Annotated in this window: 13 protein-coding genes and 2 rRNA genes (1 of these 15 running past the window's edge); 12 read left to right on the top strand and 3 right to left on the bottom strand. The window is 41.0% G+C overall.

Features of this window, described 5'->3' with window-relative positions:
* Positions 1 to 1,965, top strand: a 23S ribosomal RNA gene (locus AC0L7T_RS23300) (it extends 923 nt beyond the left edge of the window).
* Positions 1,966 to 2,068: 103 nt separating this feature from the next.
* Positions 2,069 to 2,180, top strand: a 5S ribosomal RNA gene (rrf, locus tag AC0L7T_RS23295).
* Positions 2,181 to 2,825: 645 nt separating this feature from the next.
* Here the strand turns inward: rrf and AC0L7T_RS23290 are convergent.
* Complete coding sequence (locus AC0L7T_RS23290; RefSeq protein ID WP_473338776.1) at positions 2,826 to 3,776, bottom strand: sugar phosphate isomerase/epimerase family protein; 951 nt, start codon at positions 3,774 to 3,776, stop codon at positions 2,826 to 2,828.
* 134 nt (positions 3,777 to 3,910) lie between these two features.
* A complete protein-coding gene (locus AC0L7T_RS23285) occupies positions 3,911 to 4,852 on the bottom strand; it encodes a 3-keto-disaccharide hydrolase (RefSeq protein WP_473338774.1) in 942 nt (313 codons plus the stop codon).
* Positions 4,853 to 5,933: 1,081 nt separating this feature from the next.
* Here AC0L7T_RS23285 and AC0L7T_RS23280 point away from each other — a divergent pair.
* Both AC0L7T_RS23280 and AC0L7T_RS23275 read left to right on the top strand, forming a co-directional pair.
* Positions 5,934 to 6,179 (top strand): hypothetical protein, encoded by a 246-nt coding sequence (locus AC0L7T_RS23280; RefSeq protein ID WP_473338773.1) that lies wholly within the window; start codon positions 5,934 to 5,936, stop codon positions 6,177 to 6,179.
* A 747-nt stretch (positions 6,180 to 6,926) separates the two neighbouring features.
* Positions 6,927 to 7,823 carry a DUF6807 domain-containing protein gene (locus AC0L7T_RS23275; RefSeq protein ID WP_473338771.1) on the top strand — a complete coding sequence of 299 codons (897 nt, stop codon included), beginning with the start codon at positions 6,927 to 6,929 and terminating at the stop codon, positions 7,821 to 7,823.
* A gap of 6 nt (positions 7,824 to 7,829) precedes the next feature.
* Here AC0L7T_RS23275 and AC0L7T_RS23270 read toward each other — a convergent pair whose 3' ends face one another.
* Positions 7,830 to 8,402, bottom strand: coding sequence for a phosphatase PAP2 family protein (locus AC0L7T_RS23270; protein ID WP_473338769.1), 573 nt, complete (start codon positions 8,400 to 8,402; stop codon positions 7,830 to 7,832).
* A gap of 338 nt (positions 8,403 to 8,740) precedes the next feature.
* Here AC0L7T_RS23270 and hisH point away from each other — a divergent pair, with 338 nt between their 5' ends.
* The 8 genes from hisH (at position 8,741) to AC0L7T_RS23230 (ending at position 17,514) form a co-directional block, all read left to right on the top strand.
* Positions 8,741 to 9,325 (top strand): imidazole glycerol phosphate synthase subunit HisH, encoded by a 585-nt coding sequence (hisH, locus tag AC0L7T_RS23265; RefSeq protein WP_473338768.1) that lies wholly within the window; start codon positions 8,741 to 8,743, stop codon positions 9,323 to 9,325.
* Positions 9,325 to 10,047 (top strand): 1-(5-phosphoribosyl)-5-[(5-phosphoribosylamino)methylideneamino]imidazole-4-carboxamide isomerase, encoded by a 723-nt coding sequence (gene hisA, locus AC0L7T_RS23260; protein WP_473338767.1) that lies wholly within the window; start codon positions 9,325 to 9,327, stop codon positions 10,045 to 10,047. Before hisH ends, hisA begins: the two co-directional genes overlap by 1 nt.
* A gap of 1 nt (position 10,048) precedes the next feature.
* Positions 10,049 to 10,810, top strand: a complete 762-nt coding sequence (hisF, locus tag AC0L7T_RS23255; protein WP_473338766.1) for an imidazole glycerol phosphate synthase subunit HisF — start codon at positions 10,049 to 10,051, stop codon at positions 10,808 to 10,810.
* Positions 10,811 to 10,858: 48 nt separating this feature from the next.
* Entirely contained in the window at positions 10,859 to 11,464 is a 606-nt protein-coding gene (gene hisIE / locus AC0L7T_RS23250) for a bifunctional phosphoribosyl-AMP cyclohydrolase/phosphoribosyl-ATP diphosphatase HisIE (RefSeq protein WP_473338764.1), read from the top strand.
* Between the two features lie 12 nt (positions 11,465 to 11,476).
* Positions 11,477 to 11,893: a gamma-glutamylcyclotransferase family protein gene (locus tag AC0L7T_RS23245; protein WP_473338762.1), complete on the top strand. Its 417-nt coding sequence runs from the start codon at positions 11,477 to 11,479 to the stop codon at positions 11,891 to 11,893.
* 40 nt (positions 11,894 to 11,933) lie between these two features.
* Entirely contained in the window at positions 11,934 to 12,368 is a 435-nt protein-coding gene (locus AC0L7T_RS23240) for an HYC_CC_PP family protein (protein ID WP_473338761.1), read from the top strand.
* Between the two features lie 95 nt (positions 12,369 to 12,463).
* Positions 12,464 to 16,288 (top strand): efflux RND transporter permease subunit, encoded by a 3,825-nt coding sequence (locus tag AC0L7T_RS23235; RefSeq protein ID WP_473338760.1) that lies wholly within the window; start codon positions 12,464 to 12,466, stop codon positions 16,286 to 16,288.
* Positions 16,285 to 17,514, top strand: a complete 1,230-nt coding sequence (locus AC0L7T_RS23230; protein ID WP_473338759.1) for a TolC family protein — start codon at positions 16,285 to 16,287, stop codon at positions 17,512 to 17,514. Before AC0L7T_RS23235 ends, AC0L7T_RS23230 begins: the two co-directional genes overlap by 4 nt.

Below are 17,514 nucleotides of genomic sequence, written 5' to 3'. Positions count from 1 at the left end.
CCTACCAAATCCTGACGAACTCCGAATGCCATTATACAGAACCGGCAGTGAGGGCTTGGGTGCTAAGGTCCAAGTCCGAGAGGGAAAGAACCCAGACCTACCGCTAAGGTCCCAAAATCCGCGCTAAGTTGAACAAAGGCGGTCCAGCTGCAGTGACAGCCAGGAGGTTAGCTTGGAAGCAGCTATTCCTTTAAAGAGTGCGTAACAGCTCACTGGTCGAGCGGCAGGGCGTCGATAATAATCGGGCATCAAGTGCGGTACCGAAGCGAAGGAAAGTATTTATATTTTGGTAGGGGAGCATTCCAGCGACAGTGAATCCGGATGGTAATGTCCGGTGGAGTTTCTGGAAAAGCAAATGTAGGCATAAGTAACGATAATGGATGGGAACAACATCCACACCGAAAGACCAAGGATTCCTGATCAACGCTAATCGGATCAGGGTCAGTCGGGACCTAAGGATAACCCGAAGGGGGATTCCGATGGAAAATGGGTTAATATTCCCATACCGAACATACAGGTAATGGGGCGACGGAGTGTTGAAAGATCCGCCCGGTGACGGAATACCGGGTTAAAGGGTGTAGGTATTTGGACTGTAGTAAAATGCGCAGTCTTAGCCGAACCTGATAGTACCAAGCGTCTTCGGACAATTGGATAGTGGTCCTAAAAGCTTCCAAGAAAAACCTCTAGCGTTAAGCGTATGTTCGCCCGTACCGCAAACCGACACAGGTGGTTGGGGAGAGTATCCCAAGGTGCTCGAGTGAATCATGGCTAAGGAACTCGGCAAAATGGCCCTGTAACTTCGGGAGAAGGGGCGCCTCCTCTTGCTTCGGTGAGAGAGGCCGCAGTGAAAAGGCCCAGGCGACTGTTTATCAAAAACACATGGCTTTGCGAAATCGAGAGATGAAGTATAAGGCCTGACACCTGCCCGGTGCTGGAAGGTTAAGGGGGGACGTTATCGTAAGAGAAGCGTTGAACCGAAGCCCCAGTAAACGGCGGCCGTAACTATAACGGTCCTAAGGTAGCGAAATTCCTTGTCGGGTAAGTTCCGACCTGCACGAATGGTGTAACGATCTGGGCACTGTCTCAGCCATGAGCTCGGTGAAATTGTAGTCGCGGTGAAGATGCCGCGTACCCGCAACGGGACGGAAAGACCCCATGCACCTTTACTGCAACTTAACATTGGTATCGGGTACACGGTGTGTAGGATAGGCCGGAGGCTGTGAATCGGCGTCGCTAGGCGTTGAGGAGCCACCGTTGAAATACGGCCCTCTGTGTGCCTGGTATCTAATCCCTGAAACAGGGAGACATTGTTTGGTGGGTAGTTTGACTGGGGTGGTCGCCTCCAAAAGAGTAACGGAGGCTTCCAAAGGTTCCCTCAGCACGCTTGGTAACCGTGCGTGGAGTGCAATAGCATAAGGGAGCTTGACTGTAAGGCGTACATGCCGAGCAGGGTGGAAACACGGGTATAGTGATCCGGCGGTACCGTATGGAAGGGCCGTCGCTCAAAGGATAAAAGGTACGCTGGGGATAACAGGCTGATCTCCCCCAAGAGCTCATATCGACGGGGAGGTTTGGCACCTCGATGTCGGCTCGTCACATCCTGGGGCTGGAGAAGGTCCCAAGGGTTGGGCTGTTCGCCCATTAAAGTGGCACGCGAGCTGGGTTCAGAACGTCGTGAGACAGTTCGGTCCCTATCTGTTGCGGGCGTGAGAAGTCTGCGGGGGGCTGTCCTTAGTACGAGAGGACCGGGATGGACCGACCGCTGGTGTACCGGTTGTAGTGCCAACTGCACCGCCGGGTAGCTAAGTCGGGAAGAGATAAGCGCTGAAAGCATCTAAGTGCGAAACTCGCCCCAAGATGAGACTTCTAAACAGGGCCGTCAGAGACGATGACGTTGATAGGCTGTAGGTGTAAAGTCAGAAATGACATAGCCGAGCAGTACTAATAGCCCGAAAACTTGAACACCTTTGCTACGTTGCATTTTCCACAAGACAAGTCAATTTACTTTAAGACATATCGTAATAATTAACGAAATTAAGTGAGCGCTAGCGATAGCAATCACGAAGATTTAGGCGGCCCGGCGCAGGGGACCCACCTCTTCCCATCCCGAACAGAGAAGTTAAGCCCTGCCGCGCCGATGGTACTGGGGTTACACCTGGGAGAGTAGGTCGCCGCCTTCATTATTACAGACCCGTAGTTAACACTGCGGGTCTTTTTTTTGCCCTTTTGGGTAAATCAACCTAGACAATACTCCAGTTTTTCATAAAACGGTGCGCACACAAGGGCTCAATACTTACTGTATAAGCTAGGTTTACCTGCCAGCATCACTATTATTAAGGCAACCTCTACCAAGCTATGAATCTATATTTGGTGCTATTAAACAGGCCAAATCCAGACTTATCCGAATCAAAGATTATAATTAAAGCGTGTTTAACAGAAAAACACATTAGTAAAATAGAAAGGTGTAGATGCAATCTACACCTAGCGCATATCCTTGCTAAGTACAAGGTGGGTGATTATGCAATGGTATTCGTATTAGCCTGTCTTGTCTTTCCTCAGGAAGGATTGGGTATCCATAATTTAGTTTATTCTCCCGGATGACCTTCACTTAGTCCCCCCCCTCTAAGCCATCAATTTTACCTAAAAAAAATAGCTTACTTTTATTAAGTAGATTTAACCAAGATATTTTTAATAGGGAAAGTACGTCCCTAGAATAGAAAGGTGTAGCTGCAACCTACACCTGGTTTTTACCAAGGATTGGAGCAGAGGTAAAGGGGAAAACAGTTATTTTGAATTTATTATCTGCTGTAAATAGAATCATACAATTACACCCCTGCTTTATTAATCACTTCCATTGTTTTTCTTAAGCCTGTAATGGCGACTTCTTGTAAGTCCTGTTTCCAATATTCTGGGTTGTATAATTCCAGGGATACACATCCTTTATAGCCTGTTGACTTTAAGGTTTTTAATATTTCCGGTAAAGGCAAAATCCCGTCACCTGGATATACCCTGTGTTTGTCTCCTAATGCAGTAACATCAGGACTAGCTGGAGCATCTGCAAATTGGAAGATGGCAATAAGGTCTCCGTTTAGAAATTTAAGCCCTTCAAACCCACCTTCACTGATATGCATATGAAACGTGTCGGGAATGATCATCGCTTTTGGATGATTGGCATCCAAGGCCACGCCTGCTGCTTGCCCCAAAGTTTTAAGAGGGAAAAATTTCACGAAAACCAAGGCCGGATTAATACCAAACTCATTAATTCCGATCTCTATTAGTTCCCGGTATCTCTGGGATACGTATTTTTGATCATAATTTTCACCTACTGTATTGGGGATGGTTTGGACGTGCTGCGATTGGATGTCAGCAGCCATGCGCATTCTATTTCGGGTGTCTTTTAAGGATTCTTTAAATGCTTCTGGTGTTGGAGGCAAAGCATTCCATAATCCAATAACACTTGGCACAAACAAGCCAAGGTCTTTAATTTCTTTGCCCAAGTCTTTTAAGTTGCCTCCTTCTTTTTCAAATTCAGCTAGTTCTCTATCCCAAGGTTCTATGGCATCATAGCCAGCCTTAGCTGCAATTTGAACTTTTTCCCTTAATGAAGCAGGTCTAATGGTTGCGGTATCCAGGCAAATGGGCCAGGGGCTTTGGCCTTGTTGGTATCTTTTTTCGGTTTGGGAATTGTCTAATGGGATTTGTGTTGCCAAAGAAGGTGCTGTTCCTGCTGCAACACCAGCCAACGCGCCAAGACCAATAAATTTTCTACGTTTCATTTTTCTATTCATTAAAAGAAACTGATATCAATACCAAGGTTTCCAGGTTTAAATGGGAATACAATTACTCGCTTGTATAACCCAAAAGAGGGGTGGCTTTTGGAGCTTACCTATCTTTTGGGTTATTTCAATAGCTATTTAGCAGGAGTTACTTCAAATTTTCTAAACTCTACCGCTCCATGGTCACCCTGGATCATAAAAGCGCCTGGTTCGCCTTCATTGCTGTCAATGGCTCCACCCGTGATACCTGGAATGATTTGGTCAGTAATAATGGCTTTTCCGTTTGCCACAATGCTTACCCTTCTCCCAATCAAGGTGATTTCAAATGTCTGCCATTCTCCTGCAGACTTTACGGCCATTTCATTTGGTGTTAGGAATCCATAAACCCCACCGAAATAAATTGATGATGGAGGAGTGCCTGGATTGTCTTCGATTTGGACTTCATACCGCCCCCTAAGGTAAATGCCACTGTTGCTTCCTTTAGGATAACGGATTTCTGCGCTAAGTTTGAAATCTTCAAATTTCTGGTCAGAAATAAGATTGGATCCAGCAGCTTTTGAAGTCAATATCCCATCAATGACTTCCCATTGATTTTTGGCACCATCTACATGCCAGCCATCCAGGTTTTTTCCGTTAAATAGTTCTATTGTTTTACCCCATTTTGGCGCTTTTTCTCTTACCAATGATGGTGCTTTAACACCGGTAAAGGAATGCTTTTCACCAGTGCTTTGGGTGATTGTTCCGGATAGTTTTCCGCCAATTAGCTGTCCATTAAATACCAAGTCTTGATCGGAATCGTCCCATTGAGGAGGTATAGCAAAGCTTACTTTTCCATTTTCAAAGTTCACCTTTGAAATAGGTCTTGCACTACCATTGTGTGCCACATAATAACCAACCAATGTCCTTATTCCTGAGAGTTTCACTTCTAGCCAGGAAGGAGCTGGTTTGCCATCCATGTCTACAGTGAGGTCCCAACGCCCAGTCAACTGTTTATCATCCTGGGCACATGCCATATTTAATGTGCTTAAGAAACTGAAAACCAATATTCCGCACAATAATAATTTAGATTTTATCATGTTATTTTTTTTGAAGTTTATTCTACTTAAAATTACTTGATTTTTATCTCCTTTTAAAATTGTTTTTTGATTAAATAGTCAATTTTGACTTTGTAGCGTCCCAAGTTGATACTTACTTTTTTGAATTGGAGCTAAATCTAGCTGAAGTACTTTTTAGATACAGGCAATAAAGAAATTTATCACATTCTAACTATCAGTTAATCATCGTTTTTGTGAAACAATGATTAAAATTTCTATTATCCAGTAAGGCATCAAAGTAGCGTGAAAAAAAATGATTCGGTTCGAGTACGCATCTCTGGTTAAGCCTTTGGGGTGAATAGTTTTGGCAGAAAAAACAACTTTATAACCCGCTTGTTCCTGCAAGATCCATAGGCCATCACTTCAAGGAGTGACTTTCCAGCTTCTATTTATTGATGGATTTATACCTAAAAGCTAAAGTGAACTATCAATCCTACTTATTTAATTTGATAGGTAATCATAGCCTATGGTTTTTATAACGCGTCTTATTTAATGCACATAGTTATTGCCAATTATTATAAGACCAGGGTATCACCTAATATAACCTTATTTAAATCACTATTCTTGTCTTTAGAAGGAAGGTTTTCAATAATTAGGAAATTATTATGTAAAGAAATACAATTAATTATAATAATTTATAGGAAAATATTGAACTTTGCATGATTATATTTTTATAAATACTAATTTATTTATTTAAATATATTTTTGTTAATATGATTCAATTCAAAATTATAAATAAATTATATTCAATTTAAATTAAACATTTTTATTGAAATGTTTTGAGTAAAAACTATTTTGTTAAGGTAATTTTCATATCTTTGAAAACGTATTTCGAATCCCTAAAAATGGAATACACCAACTTTCAATCGGGTTTCCTTGAGACCATAAAGATTCGTCCAACCCTATATTAATTTGGCGGATCTTATATACGGTTGAGTTACTACCAATTAAGCTCTATGAAAATAGATGATGGCGTAGTTTAGCAATAATACTGCGCTAAATGATCTTGTCGGGAATTTTGTAACCAAATTAATTCCTTTTCAACTATTTCAATAATACCTACATGAACAAACTACCAATCTTCATTTTATTGTTATTACTATGTGTTGCATGTTCTACCAGCTACCCAGTTCTTGTGCCAGAAGCAAAGGTCTTTAAAAAAACGGGGAACGAAGTGATGTTTATCTTTAATGAGCATGATGGTAAACGCACTGGCTATCAATGGTTCAGGGTTGATAACCCTGATGAATATAAGTTGGATTCCACCTATTACCTCAGTCCTAAAGTAATAAAAGGAGTTTCGGATTAATTGTATAAGATTTTATACTTTGATAGAGCCACTGATAAGGAATTGCTTATTAAGCATAGTTGGTTTTAATAGCCCTTTAATTTAGGTGTTGACAAAATAGGTCTGCATTTATTGGAAATTTATTTTATTCTCTGGGATTTGTCGGTGAAAAATAATTGATTACTAGTGATCTATGGGTTTTTCTTATTATTAAGTTGTTAAGTTTCCCTGCTTTAGTTTTTCCATTCGGCGCCAATTTAGCCTATTTTAGTATATTATGGGGTTTCTAAAGGCCTTGCGTTTTATTTATTAAGCGTCAATTTACTATTGTCAGATTAATGATAAATAGTTGACCTTGTTTTATGGTTAGATTCTTCAGATGGTGTAGCAAGGGCAGATTGGCAAGGCATGTCTTCATTTTTTCACCTTGGATTTGTTAAGTTGCCCTATTACGCATTCATCCTTAATCAATTGCTCTTTTCTTTCAATAAATTCCCGCTTATGTTTTCAACACTGTTGATCCAATAGCTGTCACTATTCACCCTTTTTGGTAATGCCTTGATAGGCCTTAAACCGCTATTTATTGTAGAACCGCTATAGCGTATTAAGGATTTTAGTATTTTCGTTTGGATCTAATGTTAATGGTGAAATTTCTAAAAGTCAATGGGCAAATTACTTGGCCAAGGATTTATTTTTGCAGAAGATTTCGCCTATATTTTTTGAATCCCCGATTATTCTTACTTTAGTGTATCACCAGAATAGCTAATCATGAAAAGAATAACTTCCTTATTAATATGTATTGTATTATTGCTGCAATTACCTGTTATGGCACAGAAAATTTCTGCCCAAAAAATTGGTGATCGGATAGATGTCATTATTGATGGTCAATTTTTCACCAGCTATCATTTTGCGAAAAATGAGAAATACCCCTTTTTCTTTCCCTTGAATGGCCCCTCGGGAGCCTTGGTTACGAGTATGCGAAATGGAATTTATCCACATCACAGTTCCTTGTTCTTTGGTTGTGATAAGGTTAATGGCGGTAATTATTGGCAGGAGGGATTGGACCGAGGTCAAATTGTAACCCTGAGGGCGGAAATTGAGCAAAGTAGTGAAAGCGAATTAACCATACTTAATGAATGCATTTGGACAAGACCGGGAGCATCAGCCCCGATTAAAGATTTTCGAACAATAACCATTTCTTCTACTCCTGATGGAGCTTATCAAATTGATTTTGATGTGAAAATGGAAATGCTTGAGGATGTCACCATTGAGAAGACGAACCATTCCTTGTTTAGTGCGCGAATGGATCAGGACCTGAATGTGCTCAATGGAGGAACGATGATTAACGCTGAAGGTGATCGAGGAGAAAAAGAAACCTTTGGTAAGCCTTCTTCCTGGATAGATTTTTATGGAAATCGCGGAAAGGGTAAAGAAGGTTTGGCCGTCTTGCAACACCCTTCTAACGACTGGTATCCTTCACCATGGTTTACCAGAGATTATGGGTTCATATCTCCTACACCAATGTATTGGCCGGAAGATGAGCAAAAAGGAACACAATTGAAAAAAGGAGAATCAGTCAACCTCAAATACAGGGTAATCGTACACCAGGGAGATCACCTGGAAGCGGATATTGCAGGGAAATTTGATGTCTACAGTAAAGATTGATATCGGTTATGTAAAGTATAAAATTTCTATACCACAAATCATTCCCAGCACAAAACCCCAAAACAATTCCACTGGCAGGTGCCTTCCAAGGTACCACCTTGACCAGCCAATCAAAGGAGTAACAGCCCAAATGATCATGGAAAATTCTTTGTTGATCCCCCAAAGTCCAAAGCCAGTATAAACAGCGATGGCAACGTGTAAGGAGATTTTGATTTTATGGTTAAGGAAAAAAGCTAGTAGCAGCAGTTGGATCAGTATCAAGCTTCCTATAAGTACATTGGATGGCTGATGGCTAAACCACAAAGCGGCCATTACAATTACGGCCAATACCAGGATAAAGCGGTACATGGAGGAACGTTGGCTCCTGATAGAAACATCAAAGTTTGAATACAAACCTTTCCGGGTACGGTATAGATTCCAGCCTATAAGGGGTAAAATCCCTAATGAAACGATTATGGCAAGGGTCCAGAAGGCTTTTGCTGGATTATGAATACTGAAAAGAAAGTAGACCAAAAAAGTCAGTAACAAACAAATAGGATGACCTATCCTGGAAATAATTCTGGCGATTTTATGTTTCAAAGCTTAACGTGGATCAATTAATCTTCCGGAAATTTAAGGCTAAATTTAAGTGATTTAGTTGGAATAGGGTATCATTATATTTTTACCACAAATCAATATTTTCTAGTTGCTGCCTACCTTTCGGATCTTCTCACTTAATTATAATTAATTTTTTATCACTTTGTTAGCCATTAATTAAGTTGAAAGCCCTAAGTGGGAGGCTATTTTAGGACTGGTTTTGACAGCTATTTGTATAGCTATTGTATATTTCGAGGCTAAATCTTCCACCCTACCATGAAAAGCTTTAAATTAGCAGTTGCTTAAAATGAAAATGATTAACGCGGCCAAGGCCGATACCAATGGAAGTAGCAGTAATTAAGTACAATGCAGGGAATGTAAAATCTGTATTGTATGCCATGGAGCGTTTAGGAGTCAATGCGACCTTAACGGATGACTGGGAAACGATAAAAAAAGCAGATAAGGTGATATTTCCAGGTCAGGGAGAAGCCAGTACTGCGATGAAGTATTTGAAAGAAAGGAAACTTGATCAATTGATAAAAGAGCTAACGCAACCTTTTTTTGGAATTTGTCTTGGGCTACAGTTGTTATGTGAGCACACTGAAGAGTACGAAACAGACTGCTTGGGTATTTTCCCTATAAATGTAAAGAAATTCCCCCCTTTGGAGAAGGTACCACATATTGGCTGGAACAATCTTGAGAACTTGAAAACGCCACTTTTGGAGGGTTTGGATGAATCGGCTTATGTGTATTATGTGCACAGTTATTATGCGGAAGTAGACCCAAAATATACGATAGCGACTACTCATTATATCAATGATTTCTCTGCTATGTTGCATAAAGATAACTTTTATGCGATGCAGGGACATCCTGAAAAAAGCAGTGTGGTAGGTGAAAAAATTCTTAACAATTTTCTGAAATTATAATGGAAATCATTCCAGCAATAGATATCATAGGAGGTAATTGTGTACGCCTTACCCAAGGAGATTACAGCCAAAAAAAGGAATACTCATCAGACCCTACCGAGGTAGCCAAAAGGTTTGAAGATGCAGGTATTAAAAGATTACACCTGGTAGACCTGGATGGGGCCAAAGCCAAGAAGATCATCAATACCAAGGTGTTGGAGAGGATTTGTGAAGCGACCAACTTACATGTAGATTTTGGAGGAGGGGTGCAATCGGATGAGGACATTGCCTTGGCTTTTAAATTAGGTGCGAAACAGGTGACAGGTGGAAGCATAGCAGTGAAAAACCCTGATTTGTTCACAGGATGGCTCAAATCTTACGGAGGAGAGAAATTGATTTTAGGAGCAGATGCCAAAGATAGAAAAATTGCTATTTCAGGTTGGGAAGAAACGACCGAAATGGACCTGATAGATTTCATTAAAGATTACCATTCCAAAGGCGTCCAATACGTTATATGTACCGACGTGGCGAAAGATGGATTGCTACAAGGGCCATCATTGGAGCTTTACAAGGAAATCATGAAGGAGATCCCTGGGGTTAAGCTGATTGCAAGTGGGGGAGTAGCTTCCGTAAAGGATTTGGAAGAACTCGAAGCAGCTGGGGTTTATGGTACCATTGTGGGGAAAGCCTTTTATGAAGGAAGAATAAGCCTGGAGGAGTTAAGTAGCTTTACACGAAATTAATATGTTGACAAAAAGAATAATACCTTGTCTGGATATAAAAGATGGACGAACGGTTAAAGGAGTAAATTTTGTAGAGCTGAGGGATGCTGGTGACCCGGTAGAATTGGGCAAAATATATGCGGACGAAGGGGCTGACGAGTTGGTGTTTTTAGACATCACCGCAACGGTAGAGAAGCGGAAGACCTTGGTTGAATTGGTTACCAAGGTGGCAAAAACCGTGAACATACCTTTTACTGTAGGTGGTGGAATTTCTACGATTGACGATGTAAAGGCCTTGCTTAATGCTGGAGCAGATAAAATAAGCATTAATTCTGCTGCAGTAAGAAATCCTTCCGCAATAAACGAACTTGCAAGAGAGTTTGGGAGTCAATGTATAGTTGTTGCCATTGATACCAAAAATATTGATGGGATTGATTTTGTACATACCCATGGGGGAAGAAGACCCACCTTGTTGAAAACTCAGGAATGGGCAGCAGAGGTTGCAGAAAGAGGAGCGGGAGAGATTTTACTTACTTCAATGGACCACGATGGGGTGAAAAATGGTTTTGCAAATGGCATTACCTCTGAATTGTCATCCATTCTCCCCATTCCTGTTATCGCTTCAGGAGGAGCAGGAACCATGCAACATTTTCAAGAAGTGTTTACTGCTGGAAAAGCAGATGCTGCCTTGGCTGCCAGTATTTTTCATTTCAAAGAAATACCAATACCTGTATTAAAAAAATATCTCGACACACAAGGAGTCAATATAAGGATGAAGTCATAAATCTTCCTCAATTTTGATTTTACTATAATTACTTGAGCAATAAATAGAATGGAAAATATTAAGATAGATTTTGAAAAAGTAAATGGTCTGGTACCGGCCATTATCCAGGATGAGTTTACAAAAGAAGTATTGATGATGGGCTATATGAACCAAGAGGCCATCGATGAATCTGTGAAAAGTGGAAAGGTTACTTTTTTTAGTAGGACCAAAGGCAGTTTGTGGACAAAAGGAGAAACTTCAGGTAATTTTTTAATGATTAAAAACATTGAAGTAGACTGTGACCAGGATACGCTTTTGATTACTGTAAACCCAATAGGTCCAGTTTGTCATACAGGGAATGATACCTGCTTTGCACACGACAATAAAGGGAAAACCCATTTTATTGATCAGTTAAGAAAGGTAATTAAGGACAGGAAAAACAACCCTTCAGACAAATCCTATACCACTTCTCTATTCAATGCGGGTATCAATAAAGTGGCGCAGAAAGTAGGGGAGGAAGCAGTGGAAATTGTGATCGAAGCCAAAGATGATAACAAAGAATTGTTCATGGGTGAGGCAGCAGATTTATTGTATCATTACTTGGTATTGCTGGAAGCAAAATCCTACGAATTGGATGAAGTAATGGAAGTTTTGATCAATCGCCATCAAAAGTAAATTTTACTGAGATTGTCGTATTTATTTGTTTATGGTACCTTAAGGAAGGGGTTTGGACATCCAATGGCTGAGTTATTGGAGCGCTCTGGTGAACTTTTTACAAGTGGCACATGTAAAGGCCAGTTGTATGATTTAGGTCCCTATCCTGTATTTACTTATACCTCAGTTTTAGAAGAAGCTGTTTTTGGGGATGTCTATTTACTACACAATGAACAAGAGGTATTGACGATATTGGATGAATACGAAGGCGTAGGTGAGAAGCTGGAAACAGGGGTAACATACGAACGAATAAAATTAGACATTGAATCGGTGGATGGGGTGATCCTATCTGCTTGGGTATACCTTCATTTGGGGACTTTGGATCACCTGACCCCTATAGAGGGAGGCGATTATTTCAATTATATTATAGAAGGTAAGGGGAATCAGTAAATATTGATCTGAGATTCCTTATTTGATATATACTTTTTTAATGTATACCTTTGTATTGTTGAAGAAATCATTGTCCATATTGATCGCAGCATTTTTTCTTTTTTCCAGCATAGGCCTGGCAAAAAGCAGTCATATCTGTATGGGTTTTGAAATGATGAAAGGTTTTGGTTTGTCTGCTATGCATTTGGAATGCGATATGGATACCCAAAAGCATAGCCCACTTTCAGAAAATGAACAGAAGGAAAGCAAGGATCAATGTTGTCAGAATCAATTTGAATTGATTCAATTGGAGGTTGATCAAAACCTTAATGTTGTTAATGTCAGTGCCCCGCAAATGGTTTTCATTGCGGCCTTCACTCAAGCTTTTCTATTTGGCCAGGCTTTGATGTTGACACCCATCACCTCTTTTTCTTTTGACCCTCCTCCAATACATTCACAGGACTATACTGTCTTGTACCAAACTTTCCTTATTTAATCCGATTAGATAATCCGGTCAGCTATTGACCTGTTTTTCTGCTGTTTTTTAAAATGGCAGTCATTATCTAGTATTTCTTTATTTAGGATTAAATCATGCTTAATTCAATCATCAAGTTTTTCCTTGAAAACAAACTTGTTACTGTTCTCCTTATTTTGGTGATAGTAATGTGGGGGATTGTTACTGCGCCATTTGGCTGGCAATTTGGCTCTTTACCGTCCGATCCTGTTCCAGTGGATGCCATTCCCGACATAGGGGAAAACCAACAAATTGTGTTCACTCAATGGCCGGGAAGATCGCCTCAGGACATAGAAGATCAAATCTCCTACCCACTTACAACCTATCTACTTGGTATACCCGGGGTCAAATCCATTAGGAGCTCATCCATCTTCGGGTTTTCTAGTATCTATATTATTTTCAATGAAGACACGGAGTTTTATTGGTCGCGCTCGCGAATCCTGGAAAAGCTCAATTCACTTCCAGCCGATCTGCTTCCAGCTGAAGTCCAACCTGGTTTAGGGCCTGATGCTACCGCACTTGGTCAAGTGTATTGGTATACAATAGAAGGGCGGGACCAGGAAGGGAATGCCACAGGCGGTTGGGACCTACATGAAATCAGAACAGTCCAGGATTTTTATGTCAAATACGGATTAAATGCTGTGGAAGGTGTTTCCGAAGTAGCTTCCATAGGCGGATTTGTTCAGGAATATCAGGTAGATGTAAATCCAGATGCATTAAAAGCTTACAATATCCCCTTGACCAAGGTGATGCTGGCAGTAAAGCAATCCAACAGAGATGTAGGGGCTAAAACCATTGAAATTAATCAAGCTGAGTACTTGGTCCGAGGCCTTGGCTATATAAAATCCATAGCCGACATTGAACTTGCTGTAGTCGCCGTGCAGGACAATGTCCCAATTCGCATCAAAGACATCGCAGTGGTTCAATTGGGGCCGGCGACCAGAAGAGGACTCCTGGATAAAGGAGGAGCAGAAGTAGTAGGGGGAGTGGTCGTAGCCAGGTATGGTTCAAATCCATTGAAAGTCATCAATCAGGTAAAAGATAAAATTAACGAAATAGCTTCTGGATTACCTCGGAAAACATTGGCAGATGGAAGGGTCAGCCAACTGACCATTGTCCCTTTTTATGACAGGTCTACCTTGATTCAAGAAACTTTGGGCACCCTTGAAGAAGCGCTTTCTTTGGAAATATTAATTACCATTCTTGTCGTCATAGTAATGGTGTACAACCTGAGGGCATCGGTTCTGATTGCCAGTTTGTTGCCAATTTCCATTCTGATGGTATTTATAGCCATGCGCTATTTTGGTGTTGACGCCAATATCGTAGCACTTTCAGGCATAGCCATAGCCATAGGTACGATGGTGGATTTAGGGATTATACTTTCTGAAAACATCATCAAGCATGTAGACGAAGCGCCACCAGGTCAGAAATTAGTTACGACGATCTATAATGGATCCACAGAAGTAGCCGGTGCTATTCTTACCGCTGTTTCAACAACTATAGTAAGCTTTATTCCTGTGTTTACCATGCAGGCTGCTGAAGGGAAGCTTTTTGGGCCTTTGGCTTACACCAAGACTTTTGCCTTGATCGCTGCATTAATCGTTTCCTTACTGATTCTTCCCAGCATTGCGCACACATTTTTCGGCTTTAAAATAAGTAAGCCAAGATACAGAAGAGTTGGTAATCTACTGCTTGTTTTGGCAGGGATAGTTGCTCTTTTTATGGGTTTTATTTGGGCAGGAAGCCTACTCATTTTACTTGCAGGGATTGCACTACTGAGAGAATATGTAACGCATAGGGACCTCATCATTTCTGATAGGCTTAAACCTATCTATACTAACCTGGAAATTATCGTAGTTATCGCTGGTGTGTTATGGCTTCTGGCGGGTTATTGGCTGCCTTTGGGGGCTACTAAATCACTCTTGCTCAACTTTGTTTTTGTTGCCTTATTGGTCAGTCTTATTTTAGGTACTTTTATTCTTTTAGAATACAACTACAAGAAAGTACTGACCTGGTGCCTTGACCACAAAGTAGCATTTTTAGCTGTTCCAGCTTTAATTATCCTGTTTGGAACTATGATTTGGATAGGCTTCAATAGCACCTTTAGCCCTATTCGAAAAGCTAGCAATGGGCTAGGCTGGAATATTCAGGAATCCAATGTTTGGTCAGGATTAGCGCACACTTTTCCCGGAATGCAGAAGGAATTTATGCCTTCCCTAAATGAAGGGAGCTTTTTGCTGATGCCAACTGCCATGCCACATTCTGGAATAGCATTTAACCGTAAAGTCCTTGGGCAATTGGATATGCGCATTAGTAGTATTCCAGAAGTTGAACTAAGTGTAGGAAAGCTTGGGAGAGTTGAATCGGCACTAGACCCTGCTCCAATCTCTATGTATGAGAATGTGATCAATTACAAACCGGAATACTTATTAAATAAAAAAGGGCATCGACAGCGATTCAAGGTTGACAATGACAACCGTTTTATATTATCCTCCGGCGATAGCCTATCCAATACAGATGCGCTTGCAGAGGGGATTTCAGCTTCTCAGTTTATTCCAGATGAAAATGGAATGTATTTTAGAAATTGGCGGGAGCACATCCATTCTCCGGATGATATCTGGAATGAAATAGTAGCCGTCACAAAAATTCCTGGGATTACTTCTGCTCCAAAATTGCAGCCCATAGAAACCCGACTAGTAATGTTGCAGACGGGTATGCGGGCTCCCATGGGGATGAAGGTGTATGGTCCCGATTTGCAGACCATTGAGGATTTTGGCATTCAGGTAGAAAATATACTCAAGCAGGTGCCTTCGGTGAAAACCGAAGCAGTATTTGCGGATAGAATCGTGGGCAAGCCTTACTTGCACCTTAACATCAACCGAGAGCAAATAGCAAGACATGGGCTGAGTATTGAGGATGTCCAAACCATCATTGAGACGGCAATTGGTGGTATGAAAATCACTACTACTGTAGAAGGGAGAGAACGCTTTCCTGTTCGTGTTCGCTATCCTAGAGAGCTTCGTGATGATCCAGAGTCATTGGGTAAGCTGTTAATTCCTACTCCTACGGGGGCTCAAATCCAGCTGGGTCAAATCGTAGATTTTGAATATTTAAGAGGGCCTCAGGCGATCAAAAGTGAAGAGACATTCCTGGTAGGTTATGTGCTTTTTGATAAAAGGGAGGGTTTCTCAGAAGTTACTGTCGTAGAGGATGCTCGCAATTTGATTCAAATTAAAATTGAATCTGGTGAGCTGGAAGTACCCGCTGGGGTTTCATTCAAATTTTCTGGCAGTTATGAAAATCAAGTGCGTGCAGAAAAAAGGCTGGCTGTCATCGTACCACTAGTGCTATTGATCATCTTCCTGATTCTCTATTTCCAATTCAGGTCCATAACTACTTCGCTAATGGTCTTTACAGGAATTGCTATGGCATTTAGCGGAGGTTTTATCGCTTTATGGTTTTATGGTCAAATCTGGTTTGGCGACTTTAGCCTTTTTGGGACAAATTTCCGGGACCTTTTTCAAATACATACCATTAATTTAAGTGTTGCTGTCTGGGTGGGTTTCATCGCTTTGTTTGGCATAGCAACGGATGATGGTGTGCTTATGGCGACTTATTTAGATCAGAGTTTTGCAAGAAACAAAACAGATAGTCTCAAAGGGGTAAGGAATGCAATCGTGGAAGCAGGACAGCGCCGAATCAAACCAGCAATCATGACTTCGGCCACCACGATCATCGCTTTGCTGCCGATTCTGACCTCCTCAGGAAGAGGATCAGACATTATGATTCCCATGGCGATTCCTGCCTTTGGAGGCATGATAGTAGCTGCCATTACCTATTTTATTGTACCCGTGTTGTATTCAATTCGAGAAGAACGAAAACTTAAAAAAGCTATAAAATGAAAGCCTTAGCATTATCTATAACGCTCGTGTTGGTTCTGGTTTTTTCTGCTATAGGACAGACTTTAGAAGACTATTATGTGATTGCTGCCCAAAACAACCCTGGGCTGAAAGCAAAATACAAAGCATTTGAGGCGGCAATGCAAAAAATCCCGCAAGCCAATTCACTTGCTGACCCTAACCTTTCTTTTGGCTATTTTATTTCGCCAGTAGAAACAAGGAATGGTCCGCAACTGATGCGCTTTTCATTGACCCAGATGTTTCCATGGTTCGGGACCTTGCGCCTCCAGGGAGATGTGGCTACCGTTCTGGCTGAAGTAAAATACCAGGAATTTCTGGATGCCCGAAATAAGCTTTACAGTCAGGTTTCGGCAGTGTATTATCCATTATTAGAAACGAATGAGCTGATTGAAATAGAAAAAGAAAACCTTCAAATTCTTACGACTTACAAATCCATTGCTACTTCGAAATTTGAAAATGGTAGTGGATCACTGGCTGATGCACTTCGGGTAGACATCATGAGCATCAGTGCCAAGACCAATCTTGAAGTGCTAAATAAAAAGATTCAATCGGCTAATGCCTGGCTAAATGCTTTGCTTGGAAGAGTTAATGATTCACCAATTGAACTGGAAGAAAAGCTGATCATCCCAAATACCCCAAGTGAAGTATTAATTGATTCCCTGCAGAACAACCCATTATTGGAAAGTTTGGAGCTAAAAATTCAGGCAAGCGACCTCAATCAAAAACTGGCTACCAAACAAGGCTTGCCAAAACTTGGTGCAGGAGTGGAATATGTGATTTTGGAGAGTGGAAAAGACCTGGTGACAGCAAACAATGGCAAAAATGTTTTTATGCCCACTGTTACGATGAGTATTCCCATTTTTAGAGGCAAATACAAGGCGTCAAAAAAAGAAGCTGAGCTTCTCTCGGAATCCTATCAAGCGGAAATGACAGATGTTTCCAATCAGCTTTATGGCTCCTTTTATAGGTTTAAGATAGCAATGGAAATTCAGCTGGATCTTATTTCTTCCTATGACCAGCAGGTTCAAACGATTGAACAAACACTTGAATTGCTGTACAGTTCCTATGCCAATTCAGGACAAGATTTTGAAGAAGTATTACGCCTTCAGCAGCAATTGTTGGAGTACCGAAAAATGAAGATTAAAGCCTCTGTAGCCTACTACACTGCTGAGACACAACTTAATTATTTAACCGCTAAATCTTACTAA

This window comes from Cyclobacterium sp. 10D3-21, from assembly GCF_055809755.1.
Note: the sequence above shows the minus strand (reverse complement) of the source record. Positions and strands in the feature narration are given on the sequence as shown.

Bases quoted from the DNA above. Each gene is read 5' to 3' on its own strand.
- AC0L7T_RS23290 (WP_473338776.1), bottom strand. From the start codon at position 3,776: ATGAAACGTAGAAAATTTATTGGTCTTGGCGCGTTGGCTGGTGTTGCA.
- AC0L7T_RS23285 (WP_473338774.1), bottom strand. From the start codon at position 4,852: ATGATAAAATCTAAATTATTATTGTGCGGAATATTGGTTTTCAGTTTC.
- AC0L7T_RS23280 (WP_473338773.1), top strand. From the start codon at position 5,934: ATGAACAAACTACCAATCTTCATTTTATTGTTATTACTATGTGTTGCA.
- AC0L7T_RS23275 (WP_473338771.1), top strand. From the start codon at position 6,927: ATGAAAAGAATAACTTCCTTATTAATATGTATTGTATTATTGCTGCAA.
- hisH (WP_473338768.1), top strand. From the start codon at position 8,741: ATGGAAGTAGCAGTAATTAAGTACAATGCAGGGAATGTAAAATCTGTA.
- hisA (WP_473338767.1), top strand. From the start codon at position 9,325: ATGGAAATCATTCCAGCAATAGATATCATAGGAGGTAATTGTGTACGC.
- hisF (WP_473338766.1), top strand. From the start codon at position 10,049: ATGTTGACAAAAAGAATAATACCTTGTCTGGATATAAAAGATGGACGA.
- hisIE (WP_473338764.1), top strand. From the start codon at position 10,859: ATGGAAAATATTAAGATAGATTTTGAAAAAGTAAATGGTCTGGTACCG.
- AC0L7T_RS23240 (WP_473338761.1), top strand. From the start codon at position 11,934: ATGTATACCTTTGTATTGTTGAAGAAATCATTGTCCATATTGATCGCA.
- AC0L7T_RS23235 (WP_473338760.1), top strand. From the start codon at position 12,464: ATGCTTAATTCAATCATCAAGTTTTTCCTTGAAAACAAACTTGTTACT.
- AC0L7T_RS23230 (WP_473338759.1), top strand. From the start codon at position 16,285: ATGAAAGCCTTAGCATTATCTATAACGCTCGTGTTGGTTCTGGTTTTT.